Source organism: Cellulomonas sp. NEAU-ZC6, assembly GCF_056844425.1.
This window is the reverse complement of sequence record NZ_JBXFYH010000001.1, coordinates 276,442-291,795: the sequence shown is the minus strand read 5'-3', so window position 1 is coordinate 291,795 and position 15,354 is coordinate 276,442. Positions and strand designations below refer to the sequence as shown.

Annotated in this window: 15 protein-coding genes and 1 tRNA gene; 3 read left to right on the top strand and 13 right to left on the bottom strand. The window is 75.8% G+C overall.

Annotated elements, in window-relative coordinates; genetic code table 11:
* Position 1 precedes the first annotated feature (1 nt).
* Complete coding sequence (locus AC1050_RS01295) at positions 2–1,018, bottom strand: SDR family NAD(P)-dependent oxidoreductase (protein ID WP_482385575.1); 1,017 nt, start codon at positions 1,016–1,018, stop codon at positions 2–4.
* Entirely contained in the window at positions 1,015–2,088 is a 1,074-nt protein-coding gene (locus AC1050_RS01290) for a Gfo/Idh/MocA family protein (protein WP_482385574.1), read from the bottom strand. Before AC1050_RS01290 ends, AC1050_RS01295 begins: the two co-directional genes overlap by 4 nt.
* Positions 2,089–2,248: 160 nt before the next feature.
* On the opposite strand from AC1050_RS01290, the gene AC1050_RS01285 reads away from it, so the two are divergent.
* Positions 2,249–2,869 (top strand): acyltransferase, encoded by a 621-nt coding sequence (locus AC1050_RS01285; protein WP_482385573.1) that lies wholly within the window; start codon positions 2,249–2,251, stop codon positions 2,867–2,869.
* A gap of 13 nt (positions 2,870–2,882) precedes the next feature.
* On the opposite strand, the gene AC1050_RS01280 is transcribed toward AC1050_RS01285, so the two are convergent.
* The 8 genes from AC1050_RS01280 to AC1050_RS01245 all read right to left on the bottom strand — a co-directional run bounded on the left by AC1050_RS01280 (position 2,883) and on the right by AC1050_RS01245 (position 10,843).
* On the bottom strand, positions 2,883–3,398 hold the full coding sequence (locus AC1050_RS01280; protein WP_482385572.1) for an SRPBCC family protein: 516 nt from the start codon (positions 3,396–3,398) through the stop codon (positions 2,883–2,885).
* 67 nt (positions 3,399–3,465) lie between these two features.
* Complete coding sequence (locus AC1050_RS01275) at positions 3,466–4,713, bottom strand: glutamate--cysteine ligase (RefSeq protein ID WP_482385571.1); 1,248 nt, start codon at positions 4,711–4,713, stop codon at positions 3,466–3,468.
* Between the two features lie 115 nt (positions 4,714–4,828).
* Positions 4,829–6,460, bottom strand: a complete 1,632-nt coding sequence (locus AC1050_RS01270; RefSeq protein WP_482385570.1) for a SpoIIE family protein phosphatase — start codon at positions 6,458–6,460, stop codon at positions 4,829–4,831.
* Positions 6,457–8,169: an ATP-binding protein gene (locus AC1050_RS01265; protein ID WP_482385569.1), complete on the bottom strand. Its 1,713-nt coding sequence runs from the start codon at positions 8,167–8,169 to the stop codon at positions 6,457–6,459. Before AC1050_RS01265 ends, AC1050_RS01270 begins: the two co-directional genes overlap by 4 nt.
* On the bottom strand, positions 8,166–9,191 hold the full coding sequence (locus tag AC1050_RS01260; RefSeq protein WP_482385568.1) for an ATP-binding protein: 1,026 nt from the start codon (positions 9,189–9,191) through the stop codon (positions 8,166–8,168). Before AC1050_RS01260 ends, AC1050_RS01265 begins: the two co-directional genes overlap by 4 nt.
* 4 nt (positions 9,192–9,195) lie before the next feature.
* Positions 9,196–9,600 (bottom strand): anti-sigma regulatory factor, encoded by a 405-nt coding sequence (locus AC1050_RS01255; RefSeq protein ID WP_482385567.1) that lies wholly within the window; start codon positions 9,598–9,600, stop codon positions 9,196–9,198.
* A 2-nt stretch (positions 9,601–9,602) separates the two neighbouring features.
* Positions 9,603–10,007, bottom strand: coding sequence for an STAS domain-containing protein (locus AC1050_RS01250; RefSeq protein WP_482385566.1), 405 nt, complete (start codon positions 10,005–10,007; stop codon positions 9,603–9,605).
* Complete coding sequence (locus AC1050_RS01245; RefSeq protein ID WP_482385565.1) at positions 10,007–10,843, bottom strand: STAS domain-containing protein; 837 nt, start codon at positions 10,841–10,843, stop codon at positions 10,007–10,009. The genes AC1050_RS01250 and AC1050_RS01245 overlap by 1 nt, the downstream gene beginning before the upstream one ends.
* Before the next feature lie 197 nt (positions 10,844–11,040).
* On the opposite strand from AC1050_RS01245, the gene AC1050_RS01240 reads away from it, so the two are divergent.
* Together AC1050_RS01240 and AC1050_RS01235 are read left to right on the top strand one after the other, a co-directional pair.
* On the top strand, positions 11,041–11,313 hold the full coding sequence (locus AC1050_RS01240) for a peptidoglycan-binding domain-containing protein (protein WP_482385564.1): 273 nt from the start codon (positions 11,041–11,043) through the stop codon (positions 11,311–11,313).
* A gap of 206 nt (positions 11,314–11,519) precedes the next feature.
* Entirely contained in the window at positions 11,520–12,185 is a 666-nt protein-coding gene (locus AC1050_RS01235; protein ID WP_482385563.1) for a hypothetical protein, read from the top strand.
* Positions 12,186–12,357: 172 nt separating this feature from the next.
* On the opposite strand, the gene AC1050_RS01230 is transcribed toward AC1050_RS01235, so the two are convergent.
* The 3 genes from AC1050_RS01230 to der all read right to left on the bottom strand — a co-directional run bounded on the left by AC1050_RS01230 (position 12,358) and on the right by der (position 15,220).
* Positions 12,358–12,431: transfer RNA gene (locus tag AC1050_RS01230), tRNA-Pro, on the bottom strand.
* A gap of 93 nt (positions 12,432–12,524) precedes the next feature.
* On the bottom strand, positions 12,525–13,652 hold the full coding sequence (locus AC1050_RS01225; protein ID WP_482385562.1) for a hypothetical protein: 1,128 nt from the start codon (positions 13,650–13,652) through the stop codon (positions 12,525–12,527).
* Positions 13,649–15,220 (bottom strand): ribosome biogenesis GTPase Der, encoded by a 1,572-nt coding sequence (gene der, locus AC1050_RS01220; RefSeq protein ID WP_482385561.1) that lies wholly within the window; start codon positions 15,218–15,220, stop codon positions 13,649–13,651. Before der ends, AC1050_RS01225 begins: the two co-directional genes overlap by 4 nt.
* Positions 15,221–15,354: the final 134 nt, after the last annotated feature.

Genomic DNA, 15,354 nt, shown 5'->3' with positions numbered 1-15,354 from the left:
CTCACGGCCGCGTCCCCGACCCGGCCGGCACGGCGACCGCCCGCCCGGCGGCGACGGCCTCGCGCTGGGGCCGCCACCACGCGACCAGCTCGCGGAGCCCCTCCTCCAGCCCGACCTGCGCCGTGAAGCCGAGGTCGCGCGCGGCCGCCGTGGTGTCGCCGAGCCGGCGCACCACGCCGTTCACCGCGCGCTCCGGCCCGTGCTCGACCGCCAGGTCGCTGCCCATCACGCGCAGCAGCGCCTGCGCCAGCCCGAGCAGCGAGGTCTCGGAACCGCTCGCGACGTTGTAGACGCCCTCGACGACGTCCGAGCCGGCCGCGAGCACGTTGGCACGGGCGACGTCGCCGGCGTACACGAAGTCCATGGTCTGCCGGCCGTCGCCGAAGATCACCGGGGGCAGCCCGTCGGCGATCCGCTCCATCCAGCGCACCAGCACCTCGGTGTACAGGCCGTGCACGTCCATCCGCGGCCCGTACACGTTGAAGTACCGCAGCAGCACGTGGTCCAGGCCCGACATCGCCCGGAAGCTGCGGGCCATCCCCTCGGTGAACGACTTGGCCGCGCCGTAGAACGTGTCGTTGTCGTGGTGGTGGTGCCGCTCGGGCGTCGGGAACTGCTCGGCCGTCCCGTACACCGACGCGCTCGACGCGGCCACGAGCTTGCCCACCCGGTGCTCCGCCGCGGCCTCCATCACGGTGAAGGTGCCGTCGACCAGCACCTCCAGCGCCAGCCGCGGCTCCTCGGCGCACTGGGTGATCCGGATGGCCGCCTGGTGGAAGACCACGTCGGACCCGCGGACCAGGTCGTGCACGGTGTCGCGGTCGCGGATGTCCCCCGCGACCAGCTCGACCCGCCCCGACGCGAGCGCGCCCGCGAGGTTGTCCCGGCGGCCCCGGACCAGGTTGTCCAGCACCACCACCCGGCCCGCACCGGCGGCCAGCAGCTGGTCCACCAGCGTCGAGCCGATCGTGCCCGCGCCGCCGGTGACCAGGACGTGCGCGCCGGCCAGCGCGGTCACGAGGCCGCCGCCTGCCGCACGCCGAGGCCGGCGGGAGCGACCGGCGCGGCCGGCCCGCCCGTCACGGGCACCGTCCGGCCCCCGTCGGCCAGGCTGCGGGTCGCCGACTCCAGCACGTCCAGCACCCGCAGCCCCGCGTGCCCGTCCGTCTGCGGCGCGCGCCGCTCCCGGATCGCCGCGCCGAGCTCCGCGACCACCACCGACAGCGCCTCGCGCTCCTGCAGCGCCGGCGCCCACGCGTCGCCCAGCCGGTACGCGACGGTCGCGGTGGCGCGGTCCGGCAGGTCGACGCCCCGGTCGTAGACCGTCAGCCGCTGCTGCGGCGCCAGGTCGTCCCACACGAGCGTCCGCCGGCTCCCGCCGATCACCATCCGCCGGATCTTGGTGGGGCTCAGCCAGTTCACGTGCACGTGCGCGATCGCGCCGCCGGGCAGCGGCAGGGTCAGGTACCCGACGCAGGCGTGCCCGACGTGCAGCGGGTCACCGCCCTGCGCCGCGACCCCCGTCGGCACCAGCCCGCCCGGGAGCACGAAGTCCAGGATGGACAGGTCGTGCGGGGCCAGGTCCCAGAACACGTCGACGTCCGGCTGCACGATGCCGAGGTTGATCCGCACGGAGTCGACGTACTGGACGTCCCCGAGCGACCCGTCCGCGACCAGCTCGCGGATCTTGAGCACCGGTGCCGTGTAGCAGAACGTGTGGTCGACCATGAGCACCCGGTCCACCTGCGCCGCGCGCGCGACCATCCGGCGGGCGGCGGCGCCGTCGTGCGCGATCGGCTTCTCCACCAGCACGTGCTTGCCCGCGTCCAGGGCGGCGAGCACCAGGCCGACGTGCGTCGCGGCCGGCGTGGCCACGGCGACCGCGTCGACGTCGTCCCGCGCCAGCAGCTCCGTGGTGGACGTCAGCACCTCGACGGTGCTGCGCGGGCCGACGACGCGGCGTGCGCGGTCGGCGTCCAGGTCGCACACGGCGACCAGGTCCCAGCCGGGCGCGGACCGGAAGTTCCGCGCGAGGTTCGGACCCCAGTACCCTGCGCCGATCACCGCGACCCGTAGCGGATCTGCCATGGCGGTCGCCTCCTCCGTCAGGCGACAGCGTGGCCACCGGAAACGGACATGTCACGCAAATCACCACATTTCACCCTCTCGACGCGGCGCACCGACGGCCGTAGGGTCCGGCTACCCGGCATCGGCGCCGGCCGACCCGCCACGCACCTCGGGAGCGCGCATGGACCCGGACGTCCGCACCGGCACGGAGCACGTGAGCGCGGCGGGCAGCGCGGACGTCGACCACCGCGCGTCGATCGGCCCCGGCACCCGGGTCTGGCACCTGGCGCAGGTCCGCGAGGGCGCCGTCGTGGGCCGGGACTGCGTGCTCGGCCGCGGCGCCTACCTCGGGCCCGGGGTCCGCGTCGGCGACCGGTGCAAGATCCAGAACCACGCCCTGGTCTACGAGCCCGCGGTGCTCGAGGACGGGGTGTTCGTCGGGCCGGCGGCCGTGCTCACCAACGACCTGCTCCCCCGCGCGGTCAACCCGGACGGCTCGCTGAAGTCGGCGGACGACTGGCAGCCGGTCGGCGTCCTGGTGCGGTCGGGCGCCTCGATCGGCGCGCGCGCGGTCTGCGTGGCGCCCGTGACGATCGGGCGCTGGGCCCTGGTCGGTGCGGGGTCGGTCGTGACGCGGGACGTGCCGGACCACGCGCTCGTCGTCGGGTCGCCCGCGCGGCGCGTCGCCTGGGTCGGGCGCACCGGCGCGCGGCTCGAGCCCGCGGGCGCCGGCCGGTGGCGGTGCCCGGCCACGGGCGACGCGTTCACCGAGGTGGCCGGCGTGCTGCAGCCGTCGGGGTGACGGGCGCGGGACCTCAGCCCCCGATCGCGGCCGCGAGCTGCGTGTAGTGCCCGGCCAGTGCCGGGTAGTAGTCGTCCCAGTCCACCGCGTCCGGGTCCCCGCCCGTCTCGGCGGCCACCAGCCGGTCCAGGTAGTAGTCCCAGCCCGGGCCGATGCTCGGCACGGCGGACGCGTCGTGCACGACCTGCGCGAACGTGAGCGTCGCGCCGCCGTCCGCCGCCGCCGCGACGGACAGCTCGACGTCCCAGACCCCGTCGTCGCCGGACGAGTGCACCACCAGCCGGTGCGGCGGCTCGCACGCACGGATCTCGTACTCCGCGGGCGGCGCGTCCGCGCCCTCCGCGAGCATCTGCACCGTCACCCGCCCCGACGCCGGGTCCCCCTCCCACGACGCGAACCAGCGCGCCAGGCGTTCGGACGCGGTGACCGCCGCCCACAGCTCCGCGGGCGGGAGCGGGAGCGTCCGCTCCAGGACCAGCACGTCGACGCCGGCACCGCGTGCCACGCGGCCGGTGGCCTGGACCGTCATGACGTCCCCCTCGCCTCGGGACACCCACTGTGCCACCGGCGCCGCCCGGGCGTCGACGGCCGCGCGCTCAGGCCGCCGCGGCGCCCGCCCGCCGGACCACCTCGCCGAGGTCCCCGGTCCGCCCGACGACCGCGCGCTGCCAGGTGGCACCGGTCCCCCGGGCCAGCACGTGCTCCGCGCGGCCCTCGACGCCCGCCGTGTCCCCCGAGTCCGCCAGGGCCCGGGCCACGTGGTCGAGCAGCGCCGCGACCGCCGCGCCGGCGCCCACGGGCCGGCCGCTCAGCGGGTGCAGCAGCTCGCCCTCCGCACCGTCCCGGCTGGCCCGCCACGCGGCCAGTCGCAGCACCGTCGTGCTCACCTGCGGCGCGGGCACCCCGGCGCGCCACTCGCGCGCGGCGGTGTCCACGAGCGCACGCACCAGACCGGCCAGCAGCGTCGCGTCGGCGGGGTCCAGGCACACGTCCGCGACCCGCACCTCGACCGTCGGGTAGCGGTGCGAGAGCCGCGCGTCGCCGTAGTACATCCCCGCGTCCAGCAGCACGCCGGTGTCGAGCAGCTGCTGCAGGCGCGCGCGGTAGGCGGCGGCCGAGCCGTACAGGTCGGCCGGGCCGGTCGTCGGCCACCGGCCCCAGGCCTGCGCGCGGTACGCGGCGTACCCGGTGTCGACACCCTGCGCGTACGGCGAGTTCGCGCTCAGCGCCGCCAGCACCGGGAGCCACGGCCGGATCCGGTCCAGCACGGCCACCCCCTCCTCCGGCGAGGTGACCGCGACGTGCACGTGGCAGCCGCAGGTCAGCTGCTGGGCGCACGTGAGGCCGAACCGCTCCTGGATCGCGCGGTAGCGGGCCGTCGGCGTGAGCGACGGCGCGACCGGCAGCGGCGAGGTCGCCACGGGCACGGCGAGCACGCCGGCCGCTGCGGCCGCCGCCCGGGCGACGGCCCGCAGGTCGCGCAGGTCGCCGGCGAGCGCCGCCAGCTCGGCCCGCGGCGGCGTCGCCGTCTCGACCTGCTCCTGCTGCAGCTCCGCCGTCAGCACCGGCAGCCCGGCCGGGTGCTGCCCCGCGGCGCGCAGCACCGCCGCGGCTGCCGGGACGGGGCGCCCGGACCGCGGGTCCACCAGCAGCAGCTCCTCCTCGACCCCGACCGTGCGCAGCGCCCGGGGGCCGGGACCGGGCTCCGGTCCGGGTTCCCCTCCGGGTTCGGCAGGGGCCGGCCGGTCCGCCAGCAGGACGGCGGCGACGGGCTCCCCGTCCAGGCAGGGCTCCGCCAGCCGCGGCGTCCGCGGTCGGGTGGTCGTGGTCGACGTCGGGTCCATGTGCGTGCCCCCTCGAGGACGCGCCCGCGTCGTCGCGGGCAGGCGTCCCGGTGCTACCGGCACCATCCTGCACCGTCCGGGGACAGCGTCACACCCCCCGGCGCGACGCGCACGCTCAGTGCCCGCGCCGCTCCCCCGTCAGGTGCACGGCGAGCACGGCCACGTCGTCGTCGCGCTCGGCCGAGTCGAACCGGTGCAGCAGCAGGTCGCACAGCGCGCCCGGATCGAGCGTGCCGGCGTCGGCCGCGACCTGCTGCATCCGCTGCAGGGCCTGGCGCAGGTCGCCCGAGCGCCGCTCCAGCAGGCCGTCCGTGACCAGCACCAGGGTGGTCGGGCCGTCGGTGGCCAGGCGCGCGACGGCGCGGTCGCGCGTGCGGCTCAGGCCGAGCAGCGGCGACGAGGCCCGGACGAACTCGGCGCCGTCCGCCGTCACGAGCAGCGGGGGCAGGTGCCCGGCGTTGACCACCTCCACGCTGCCGTCCCGCAGGTCCAGCACCGCCACGCACACCGAGACCAGCTCGGGGTGGCTGCGCACCAGCAGGTCGTGCAGCAGGTCCAGCGCCACCGCCGGCGGGTGCCCCTCCAGCAGGTAGGCGGCCAGCGAGAACCGCAGCTGCGCCATCACCGTGGCGGCGCGCAGCGAGTGGCCCTGCACGTCGCCGATCACCACCGCGACCCGGCCGTCGGGCAGCTCCAGCGCGTCGTAGAAGTCGCCACCGACGCTCAGCTGCGCGTCGGACGCGCTGTACCGGGCCGCCATCCGCAGGCCGTCGGGGGCCGGCAGGGTGTGCGGCAGCATCGAACGCTGCAGCGTGAGCGCGATCAGGTGCTCCTGCGCGATCGACCGCAGCGTCCGCAGGGCCCCGGTCATGGCCGTGGCGAGCTGCTGCGCGAGCTCCAGGTCGTCCGGACCGAGCGCGTCACCCGGCGTCGCGACCGCGAAGCCTCCGAGCAGCTGACCCGCGTCGTCGGTCAGCGGCACCACGTACCAGGGGGTCGGGGGCACCCCGGCGCGGTCGAGCATCTCCCGCCACACGCCCGGCGTCTGCGCCGCGGGCTGCGCGTACGGCACCACCTGCTGCGGGTCCGCAGCAGGCGCCAGCAGCCGGCCGCGCACCACCGCGCGGCCCGCGCCGGGGCACACGACCCGGGTCGCCATGCCGTCGGGCGCCGTGGCGACCACGACCACCGGCGTGCCGAACACCGTCGCCGCACCCTGCGCCGCGGCGGACACGAGGTCGTCCAGCGACCGGGCCGAGGCCAGCGGGACGACCGCCGCGGTCAGGTCGGCGAGCCGCCGCGCGTACGCGGTGATCCCGCGGCGTTCGGCGTGCGAGCGGCACAGCCGCGCGACCGTGGCGAGGAACTCCTCGCGGTCCAGCGGCTCCACCAGGTAGGCGTCCGCGCCGCGCTCCAGCCCGGAGGTCCGGGAGCGCGCGTCGATGTGCGTCGCCGACACGTGCACCACGGGGACCGCGGTGGACTCGTCCGCCTTGACCACCTCGCAGACGTCGAACCCCGACATGTCGGGCAGGTTGACGTCCAGGACCACCGCGTCGTGCCCGGCCGCGAGCTCGAGGGCGTCGCGGCCCGTGCCCGCCTCGGTGACCGCGTAGCCGGCGCGCCGCAGCCAGCTGGCCATCACGTAGCGGTGCGCCTCGGTGTCGTCGACCACCAGGACCCGGCTGGCCCCCTCGGCCGCATGGGCGACGGCGCGCGCGGCACCGGCGGCCGGCACCGCCGTCACGGCGCAGCCGTCCGGCAGGCGTCCGCCAGCGCGGTCGCGAGGGTCACGGCGTCGAGGCCGGACTTGGACACGAACGGCGCCGGCGCCCCGGGATCCTCGCCGCTCGACGCCAGCAGCACCGGCAGCGCCGCCGTGCGCGGGTCGGCGCGCAGGGCGTCCAGCGTCGCCGGCCCGTCGAGCTGCGGCATCCGGACGTCCAGCAGCACGACGTCGGGCAGGTCGGACGCGAGCACGGACAGCGCCTCCGACCCGTCCCGCGCCTCGAGGACCTCCTGCGCGCACTCGGCGAGCAGCCCGCGCAGCACGGCACGGCTCGCGTCCTCGTCGTCGACCAGCAGCACGCGTCCGACCGGCGGCGGGGCGGTGCGCAGCAGGGTGAGCGTGAACGTGCTGCCCCGGCCGACCTCGCTCACGACCTCCAGGGTGCCGCCGAGCGCCTCGGCGACGCGCCGGGCGTACGGCAGGCCCAGCCCGGTGCCCTTGACCGACGGCTGCAGCCGGTTCGGCACCTGGAAGAACTCGTCGAACACCGCGTCCAGGTGCTCCGGGGCGATGCCGAGGCCCGTGTCCCGCACCGCGACCACCACCCCCTCGCCGTCGGCGGGCACGGACACCGCGACCGTCAGCGAGCCCGCCTCGGTGAACTTCGCGGCGTTGGTCAGCAGGTTCCGCAGCACGCGCTCCAGCAGCTCGGGGTCGGTGTGCAGCACCAGGCCCACCGGCGCCGTCACGTGCAGGTCGACCCCGGGGCGCAGCAGCGGCCGCACGGTCCCGGCCAGGTCGGCCAGCAGCACGCCCAGGTCGACGCGGACCCGGCGCACGTGCTGCCGCCCGGACTCGGCCCGGGCCAGGTCCAGCAGCTCGTTGACCATGCCCAGCAGGGCGCGCGCGCTCGAGTCCAGGTACCCCACCTGCACCCGTTGGTCGTCGTCCAGGTCGCCGTCGGCCAGCAGCGACGCGAGCCCGAGGATCGAGTTGACCGGCGCCCGCAGCTCGTGGCTCACGCTGCGCAGGAACCGCGTCTTGGCGTCGTTCGCGGCGGCGAGCTGCCGGCCGCGCTCGTCCAGCTCCGCGTACAGCGCGACGACGCCGCTGTTCGTCTCCTCGAGCTCGTCCGACAGCTGGGTGTACATGGCGAGGACGCCGCGGTTGGTCTCCTCGAGCTCCTGGTTGGCCCGGACCAGGTCCTGCTCGCGCGCGGCGAGCGCTCCGAGGGCGCGGACCAGCTCGGCGTTCTGCAGGCGGAGCTCGTCGAGGGCGTTCGCCGACCGCGGCCGGGCGAGCGCGGCGCGCGCCTCGTCCACCCGGTGCGCCGGCAGGGCCAGCGCGTCGGCGAGCTGCTTGCGCAGCACCAGCACCGGACCGCCGTCCGGACCGGTGCCGACCTCCGCGCCGTCGAGCAGCCGCCGGGCCGCGACCATGCCCGAGAGCCCCCGGGGGTCGGCGTCGACGCCGCTGGCGCCGTGCACCTCGACGAGGAGCTCCGCGGAGGCCGCACGCCGCACGACCGAGAGCACCGCCCGGCCCCGCCCGCCGGCGACCACCTCGCGCCCGACCTCGGACAGCGCCGTGGCGACCCGCACCTGGTCCTGCCGGTCCAGACCCAGCAGCTCGGCCGCCTCCCGGCCCACCTGGCGCAGCAGGACGACGTCGCCCTCCCCGAGCACGTCGACCGTCGCCAGCTCGCGGCGGCCGTCCTCGCCGGTCACGCCGCCCCCGGCCCAGCCGGCCGCGCCACGACGACGCTCGCGTCGTCGCGGCGGACCCCGAAGTCGCGCAGCAGCACCGCGGCGGTGACCAGCGGGGACCTGGCGAGCAGCCCGGGGTAGGCGTCCAGCGCCTGCCGCTCGGTGACGCCGTCGCTGTGCATGATCACCGCGGCTCCCCGCGGCAGCGGGTACGTGGTCTCGCGCAGGTTCCGCGCCTGGGCGCCGACGATGCCCGGGTGGCTGATCATCACCCGGCGCGCGGTCCCGTCGACGACCGCGCCGGCGATGTTGCCGACCCCCGCGTACCGCACCTGGTCGGCCTCCAGCCGGGCGACGGCGACCGCCGCGCCGCGCGTGCCGTGCAGGGCGCGGTGCACCGCCGTCAGCAGCGGGACCGGCCCGCCCGCGGGCGCGGCGCGGAAGGCCCGCACGGCCTCGGTGCTGGCGACCGCGGCGAGCGGCCCGTGGCCGAGCCCGTCGGCCAGCATCAGCGACAGCACGCCGTCGTCCTGGCGGATCGCGTAGGCGTCGCCGCAGACGTCCTGCCCGGACATCGGCCGGGTCAGCCCCACCGCCACCGGTACGGTCGCCGGTGCCGCGGGACGGCCCGCGGCGAAGCCGGCGGCGATCACGGTGCCGGCCCCCGGCCGGGTCCAGATGTCCCAGGTCGTCGCGAGCCGGACGACCGACCCGAGCCCGATCCCGAGCGTCCCGGCCGTGGAGACGCCGTCACCCAGGGCCGCCGTGACGTCCGCGATGCCGGGACCCGCGTCGACCGACACCACCTCGACCACCGGGCCTGCCGCGCCGTGCCGCAGCCGGAGCAGGACGGAACCCGACCCGGCGTGCTTGACCAGGTTGGTGGTCAGCTCCGCGACGGCGAGCGCGATCTCGTTGACCCGCTCCTCGGGCATCCCGACGCGCGCGGCGAGCTGGGAAGCCGCGCGGCGCGCCGTCCCCGACGCGCTGACGTGGTCCACGGTCAGCCAGGCCACGTCCTCCACGGTGACGTCGGCGGTCACCGGCTCACCGGGACCACGACGCGATCGCGATGCGGGTGCCCTGCCCGGGCGCGGTGTCGATCTCGAAGTGCTCGACCAGCCGGCGCGCGCCGGACAGCCCGAGGCCCAGGCCGCTGCCGCTGGTCCAGCCGTCGGTCATGGCCTGGTCCAGGTCCGGGATGCCCGGGCCGTCGTCGCGGAACTCGACCCGGACCCCGGTGCGCCGGCCGTTGACCTCCGTCGACAGCAGCGCCTCGCCGCCGCCGCCGTAGATCAGCGTGTTGCGCGCCAGCTCGGACGCGGCGGTGACCAGCTTGGTCTGGTCCACCAGCGACAGCTTCGCCGCCTGGGCCAGCGTCCGGACCGCCTGCCGCACGCGCACGACGTCGCCGTCCGAGGCGATCGCCAGCGTCTGCGCGGGTTCGGTCACCGTCACTCCGACGCAGCCGCGTCGAGCTCGAGCAGCAGGGCCTCCGGCGACGCCGCGTCCGCGGGCGCGAGCAGCTGCAGGCCCTTCTCGACGTCCAGCGCCGTGCGGATGCCGTCCAGGGACAGCCCGAGCTCGACCATCGTGATCGCCACCGCCGGGCGCATGCCGACGACGACCGTCGTCGCGTCGAGCACCCGGGAGATCCCGGCGATCGACGACAGCATCCGGCCGATGAAGCTGTCGACGATCTCCAGGCCGGAGATGTCGATCAGCACGCCGCGCGCGCCGGTCTTCGTGATCCGCTCCGCGAGGTCCTCCTGCAGCTGCAGCGCGGACTGGTCCTGGAGGTCCACCTGGATCGACACCAGCAGCGTCGAGCCGAGCTTGAGGATCGGGACGGTCTCCATCACGCCACCGGCGCGGTGCGCGCCGCGCCCTTCGCCCGGAGCGCGGCCACGAGGGCGTCCGCGAGCGTGGCCTTGGTGCTGATGTCGCCGAACTCGATGCCGAGCGCCACGATGGTCTGCGCGATCTGCGGCCGGATGCCGGAGATCGTGCACTCCGCCCCCATGAGGCGGGCCGCCACCACCGTCTTGAGCAGGTGCTGCGCGACCTGGGTGTCCACGGCGGGCACGCCGGTGATGTCGATGATGGCGTGCTCCGAGCCGGTGTCGACCAGCGTCTGCAGCAGCTTCTCCATGACGACCTGCGTGCGCGCGGAGTCCAGCGTGCCGACCAGCGGGACCGCGACGATCCCCTCCCACAGCTTCACGACGGGGGTCGACAGCTCCAGCAGCTGCTCGGCCTGCTCCGCGATGATCGACTCGCGGGCGGCGGCGAACGCCTCGAACGTGAACAGCGCCAGGTCGTCGACCAGGCGGAGCAGCGCGGTCAGGTCCGCGACCAGCCCGGGCTCGGCGTCCGTGATGAGCGCGTACACGCCCTCCTTGAGCGCGAGCACGCCGACCGCGGTCTCCCGCGGGGTGAAGCCGAGCCGCGCGCGGGCGGCGGACAGCTCGCCCAGCACGCCGCGCAGGGCGTCGAAGTCCGGGTCCGTCAGCCGGGCGCCGCCGGTGCGGAGCCCCGCGACCAGCGTGTCCAGGACCTCCGCCTGCTCGCGCTCGGCCTCGGCCCGCGTGGTGCGGCCCTGGAGCGCGGCGACCACGCTGTCGAGCCACGCGGCGGAGATCTCGTCCCGCCGGCTCTCGAGGATCGGGGCGAGGCGGGAGTCGGCTCCGGGCATGCGTGTGTCTCCTTGGTCAGGACTCGGCGGCTGCGGGCACCGCGCACGTGTCGTCGGGTGCCGCGCGGTGACTTTACCTCGCGCACCGGCGACGCCGGACGCCGGACGGCCCGCGGTGCGACGGCGTCCGAACGGGTGAAGAACGCGCGCCGGCGGCAGGCCGTCCCGGCGAACCGTCCCCCCCGCGGGTCTCCCGGGTGCCACAGTGCGCCTGCGGCGCCGTGCGTCCGCGGTCTCGTCTCGTGACCAGCACGAGGGCCTGGGTGATCGACGGCCGCGGTACCACCCGGGCACGCCGCGGCGGCACCGCTCGCCCTCCACCGTCGCGGCCGGTGCCGCCCTCGCTGCCGTCCTCACCGGTCCGGACCGCAGACCGCCGCGGCGTCCGGGCGTTCCAGCGGAGCCACGGGCTCGTGGCGGACGGCGTCGTCGGCCCGCTCACGTGGGCGGCGATGACCGGCACCCGCTGACCCGACCGCCAGAGGGCGTTCCCGGACGCCGGGAACGCCCTCTGCGCTGCCACGACGGTCGCCGGCCGTTCATCCCGGTGAGGTGACGACGACGGCGAGCCGACCGCCCTAGCGTCACGGACGGTGCCGCCGTCACGAGTCCCCACCGGCATCCGACGCCACCGGGGGACGGTGGACGACCGTGACCACACGGGAGATGCGCATCGATGAGCGGCGGGGACCTCGAGCGGCGCCACGCGCCGCTCCGCGCGCGATTCGCACCCCTGGGCGCCGTCGCCGTCGCCGTGACCGCCCAGGTGCTGATGCGCGACCGCATCACCCTGGGCCCCCTCCTCCTGGTGCCCGTCGTCGAGGTCGCGCTGGTCGTGGCGATCATCCTGGTGGACAGCGCGGGCCGGGCAGGCCGGCGCCGCGTGGTGCCGCTGCGCTACGCGCTCGCCCTCGTGATGGTCGTCTCCGGGACCACCTCGGCGGCGCTCCTGGTCACGGACGTGGTGGCAGTGCGGCCCGTCACCGTGCAGCAGCTGCTGGCCGAGGGGCTCCAGATCCTCGTCGTCATCACCGTCGGCTTCGCGCTGCTCTTCTGGCAGCTCGACCGTGGTGGGCCAGACGGGCGGGTGCAGCCGGACATCGAACGGATGTCGTTCTGGTTCACCCAGGACGCGATCCGCGAGTACTCCGACCAGTTCGACCACTGGCAGCCGAGGTTCCTCGACTACCTCTACCTGTCGATCACCAACCTGGTCGCGTTCTCGCCGACCGACACGATGCCGCTCAGTCGCACCGCGAAGATGCTCATGGCCTGGCAGTCGATGGTCTCCCTCGCCACGTCCGCCCTCGTGCTGGCGCGCGCGGTGAACATCCTGAGCTGAACCGGGAACCAGGCAGCAGGACGGTCCGGTGGTCACCTCTCGTCCGCCGGCCCCCGGGCCCATGGGCGCCGTCGCAGGCGGTCGAGGGAGCACGTGCGGGACGAGCCGCGCCGGACGCAGCAAGAGGCCGTCTCCAGCTTCCCGGAAACGGCCTCTGACCTGCGACTCTACGTCGGGCTGACAGGATTTGAACCTGCGACCCCTTGACCCCCAGTCAAGTGCGCTACCAAGCTGCGCCACAGCCCGATGGCCCTCGCGAGAGGACCTCGGCGGCCCCCGCAGGAGCCTCGGAAACTCTACCGCATGCCCGCCGGTGCCGAGGACCGGCGACGCGCGAGGTCAGGTCCGGGTCGCCGTGCGCCGCTCCGCCTGCCCGGCCGCGGCGTCCTCGTCGGCGGCGTCGCCCGCGCGCCCGCGCAGGACGTCGAGCTCCGCCGCCACCACCCCGAGCAGCACCAGGTCGATCACCAGTCCGGTGACGGCACCCCACTGGTCGACCCGGAACAGGAAGATCTGCGTGAGCAGCAGGTTGACCAGCACGGCGCGGCGGAACCACTCGTAACCGCGGCGGCGGTCCCGCCCGACCAGGCGCAGCCCGACGGACGAGCAGACCAGCGAGACCACGCCGCTGCCGACCATGCCGATGACCGCCCACCACGGCAGCTCGGCGCCCGACACCACCAGGGAGACGCCGCGGCCCACCGTGTAGAGGGTGGCGACGGCGAGCACGATCACGGTGACCCGCGGCAGCCAGCGGACCCGCACCACCCGTCGCGACCCGGCGACGACCGCCCGCGACACGGCGCTGATCGGGTCCGGCAGCTCCCGGGCGTCGTCCTCGACGACGTCCAGCAGCGCGCGCACCTCGGCCGCGCCCCGCACGTCCCCGGCCGCGTCCGCGAGCTCGCGGGCGTGCCGTCGGGCCCGGTGCGAGAACCCGCCCGCGAGGCCCGCCACGGCCAGGTCGGCGGCGGCGGCCAGCGTCTCGTGGGGGTCCCGGGGCCGGCGGCCGTGGATGACCTCCCCGACAAGCACGAGCACCACGACGACGACGTAGATGAGCGAGGCGGTCGGCTCGAAGAAGTAGTCGTTGTCCGAGGTGACGAACTTGCCGATCTCGTCGATGAACAGCCCGAACCCGACCCCGCCGACCAGCGCGGCGAGCGGCCGCACCACCGGGCCGGCCCAGGACAGCACCGCCACGACGGCGACCGCCATCAGCAGCCCGCCCCACAGGACGTGCGCGATGTGCAGGCCGTCCCCGCCGAGCTGCGGGAAGCCGGTCAGCGCGAGCGCGCCGCGCGTCAGCAGCACGGTCAGCACCGTGACGGCGAGGAACCCCGCGACGTGCCGGGGACCGGCCGGGTCGCGGGGCAGCCCGAGGACGAGCACGGGCGACCTGCGCAGCGGCGACGGGCGGCCCGCCTCCCGCGCGCCGTCCGCCTCCCGCGCGACCTCGCGGGTCACCGCTTGCGCTTCTCCCGCACGCGCACCGAGATGGAGATCGGCGAGCCCTCGAAGCCGAAGGTCTCGCGCAGGCGGCGCTCGATGAACCGGCGGTAGCCCGCCTCGAGGAACCCGGACGCGAAGATCACGAACCGCGGCGGCCGCGTGGACGCCTGCGTCGCGAACAGGATGCGCGGCTGCTTGCCGCCGCGCAGCGGGTGCGGGTGCGCCGCGACGAGCTCGCCGAGGAACGCGTTGAGCTTGCCCGTCGGCACGCGGCTGTCCCACGACTCGAGCGACGTCGTCAGCGCGGGCACCAGCCGGTCCGTGTGCCAGCCGGTGCGCGCGGAGATGTTCACCCGGGGCGCCCACTGGATCTGGACGAGCTCCTTCTCGATCTCGCGCTCCAGGTACGGACGGCGGTCCTCGTCCATGAGGTCCCACTTGTTGTACGCGATGACCAGGGCGCGGCCCGCGTCGATGACCTGCTGGATCACGCGGGTGTCCTGCTCGGTGAGCGGCTGCGAGGCGTCGAGCAGCACGACGGCCACCTCGGCCTTCTCGATCGCGGCCTGCGTGCGCAGCGAGGCGTAGAAGTCCGCCCCGGAGGTCTGGTGCACGCGGCGGCGGATGCCGGCGGTGTCGACGAACCACCACGGGACGCCCTTGAGCTCCACGAGCTCGTCGACCGGGTCGCGGGTGGTGCCGGCGACGTCGTCGACCACCACGCGGTTGGTCCCGAGCACCTTGTTGAGCAGCGACGACTTGCCGACGTTCGGCCGGCCGACCAGCGCGACGCGGCGCGGGCCGCCCGGGCGGGCCTCGCCGTGCGCGGACTTGCGGGGCAGCGCGGCCATCGCGGCGTCGAGCAGGTCGCCCGTGCCACGCCCGTGCAGGGCCGAGACGGGGTGCGGCTCGCCCAGGCCGAGGCTCCAGAGCTCGGCGGCGTCCGCCTCCACCCGCGGTCCGTCGACCTTGTTCGCGCACAGGACGACAGGCTTGCCCGACTTGCGGAGCAGGCGCACGACCCGCTCGTCGGTCGCGGTCGGGCCGACGGTCGCGTCGACGACGAACAGCACCGCGTCGGCCAGCGAGATCGCGACCTCGGCCTGCTCGGCCACGCGCGCCTCGATGCCCGCGACGTCGACCTCCCAGCCGCCGGTGTCGACCAGCGTGAAACGGCGACCGGACCACTCCGCGGGGTACGACACGCGGTCGCGGGTCACGCCCGGCTTGTCCTCGACGACGGCCTCGCGGCGACCGAGGATGCGGTTGACCAGCGTCGACTTGCCGACGTTGGGCCGACCCACGACGGCGAGCACCGGCAGCACGACGTGCTGGCCGTCCTCGTCGACGTCGTCCAGGTCGCCCGAGAGCAGCCGGACGTCCTCCTCGGCGAGGTCGTACTCCTCGAGGCCGACCCGCAGGGCGCGCTCGCGCGCGTCGTCGTCGGGGGCGTCCGAGGTGACGTCGGTGCCGTCGGACGGCTCGGTGGCTGCGGGGTCCGCGACGCCCGGCCCGTCGAGGTCGACGACCTCGTCCTCGCGGGGTCCGGTGGTGGTCGGCTGGGCCGGCTCGCTGTCATGCATGGGCACCATTGTCCCTGACCGCGGACCCCCACGGCGACCGCGCCTCGCGGACCCCGCCGGCGCGCCTCTGAGCGGGCCGCGAGAGAGGGCCTGCGCGTCGAGGTAGGGCACCCGCACGCCCTATCTCCAGGCTG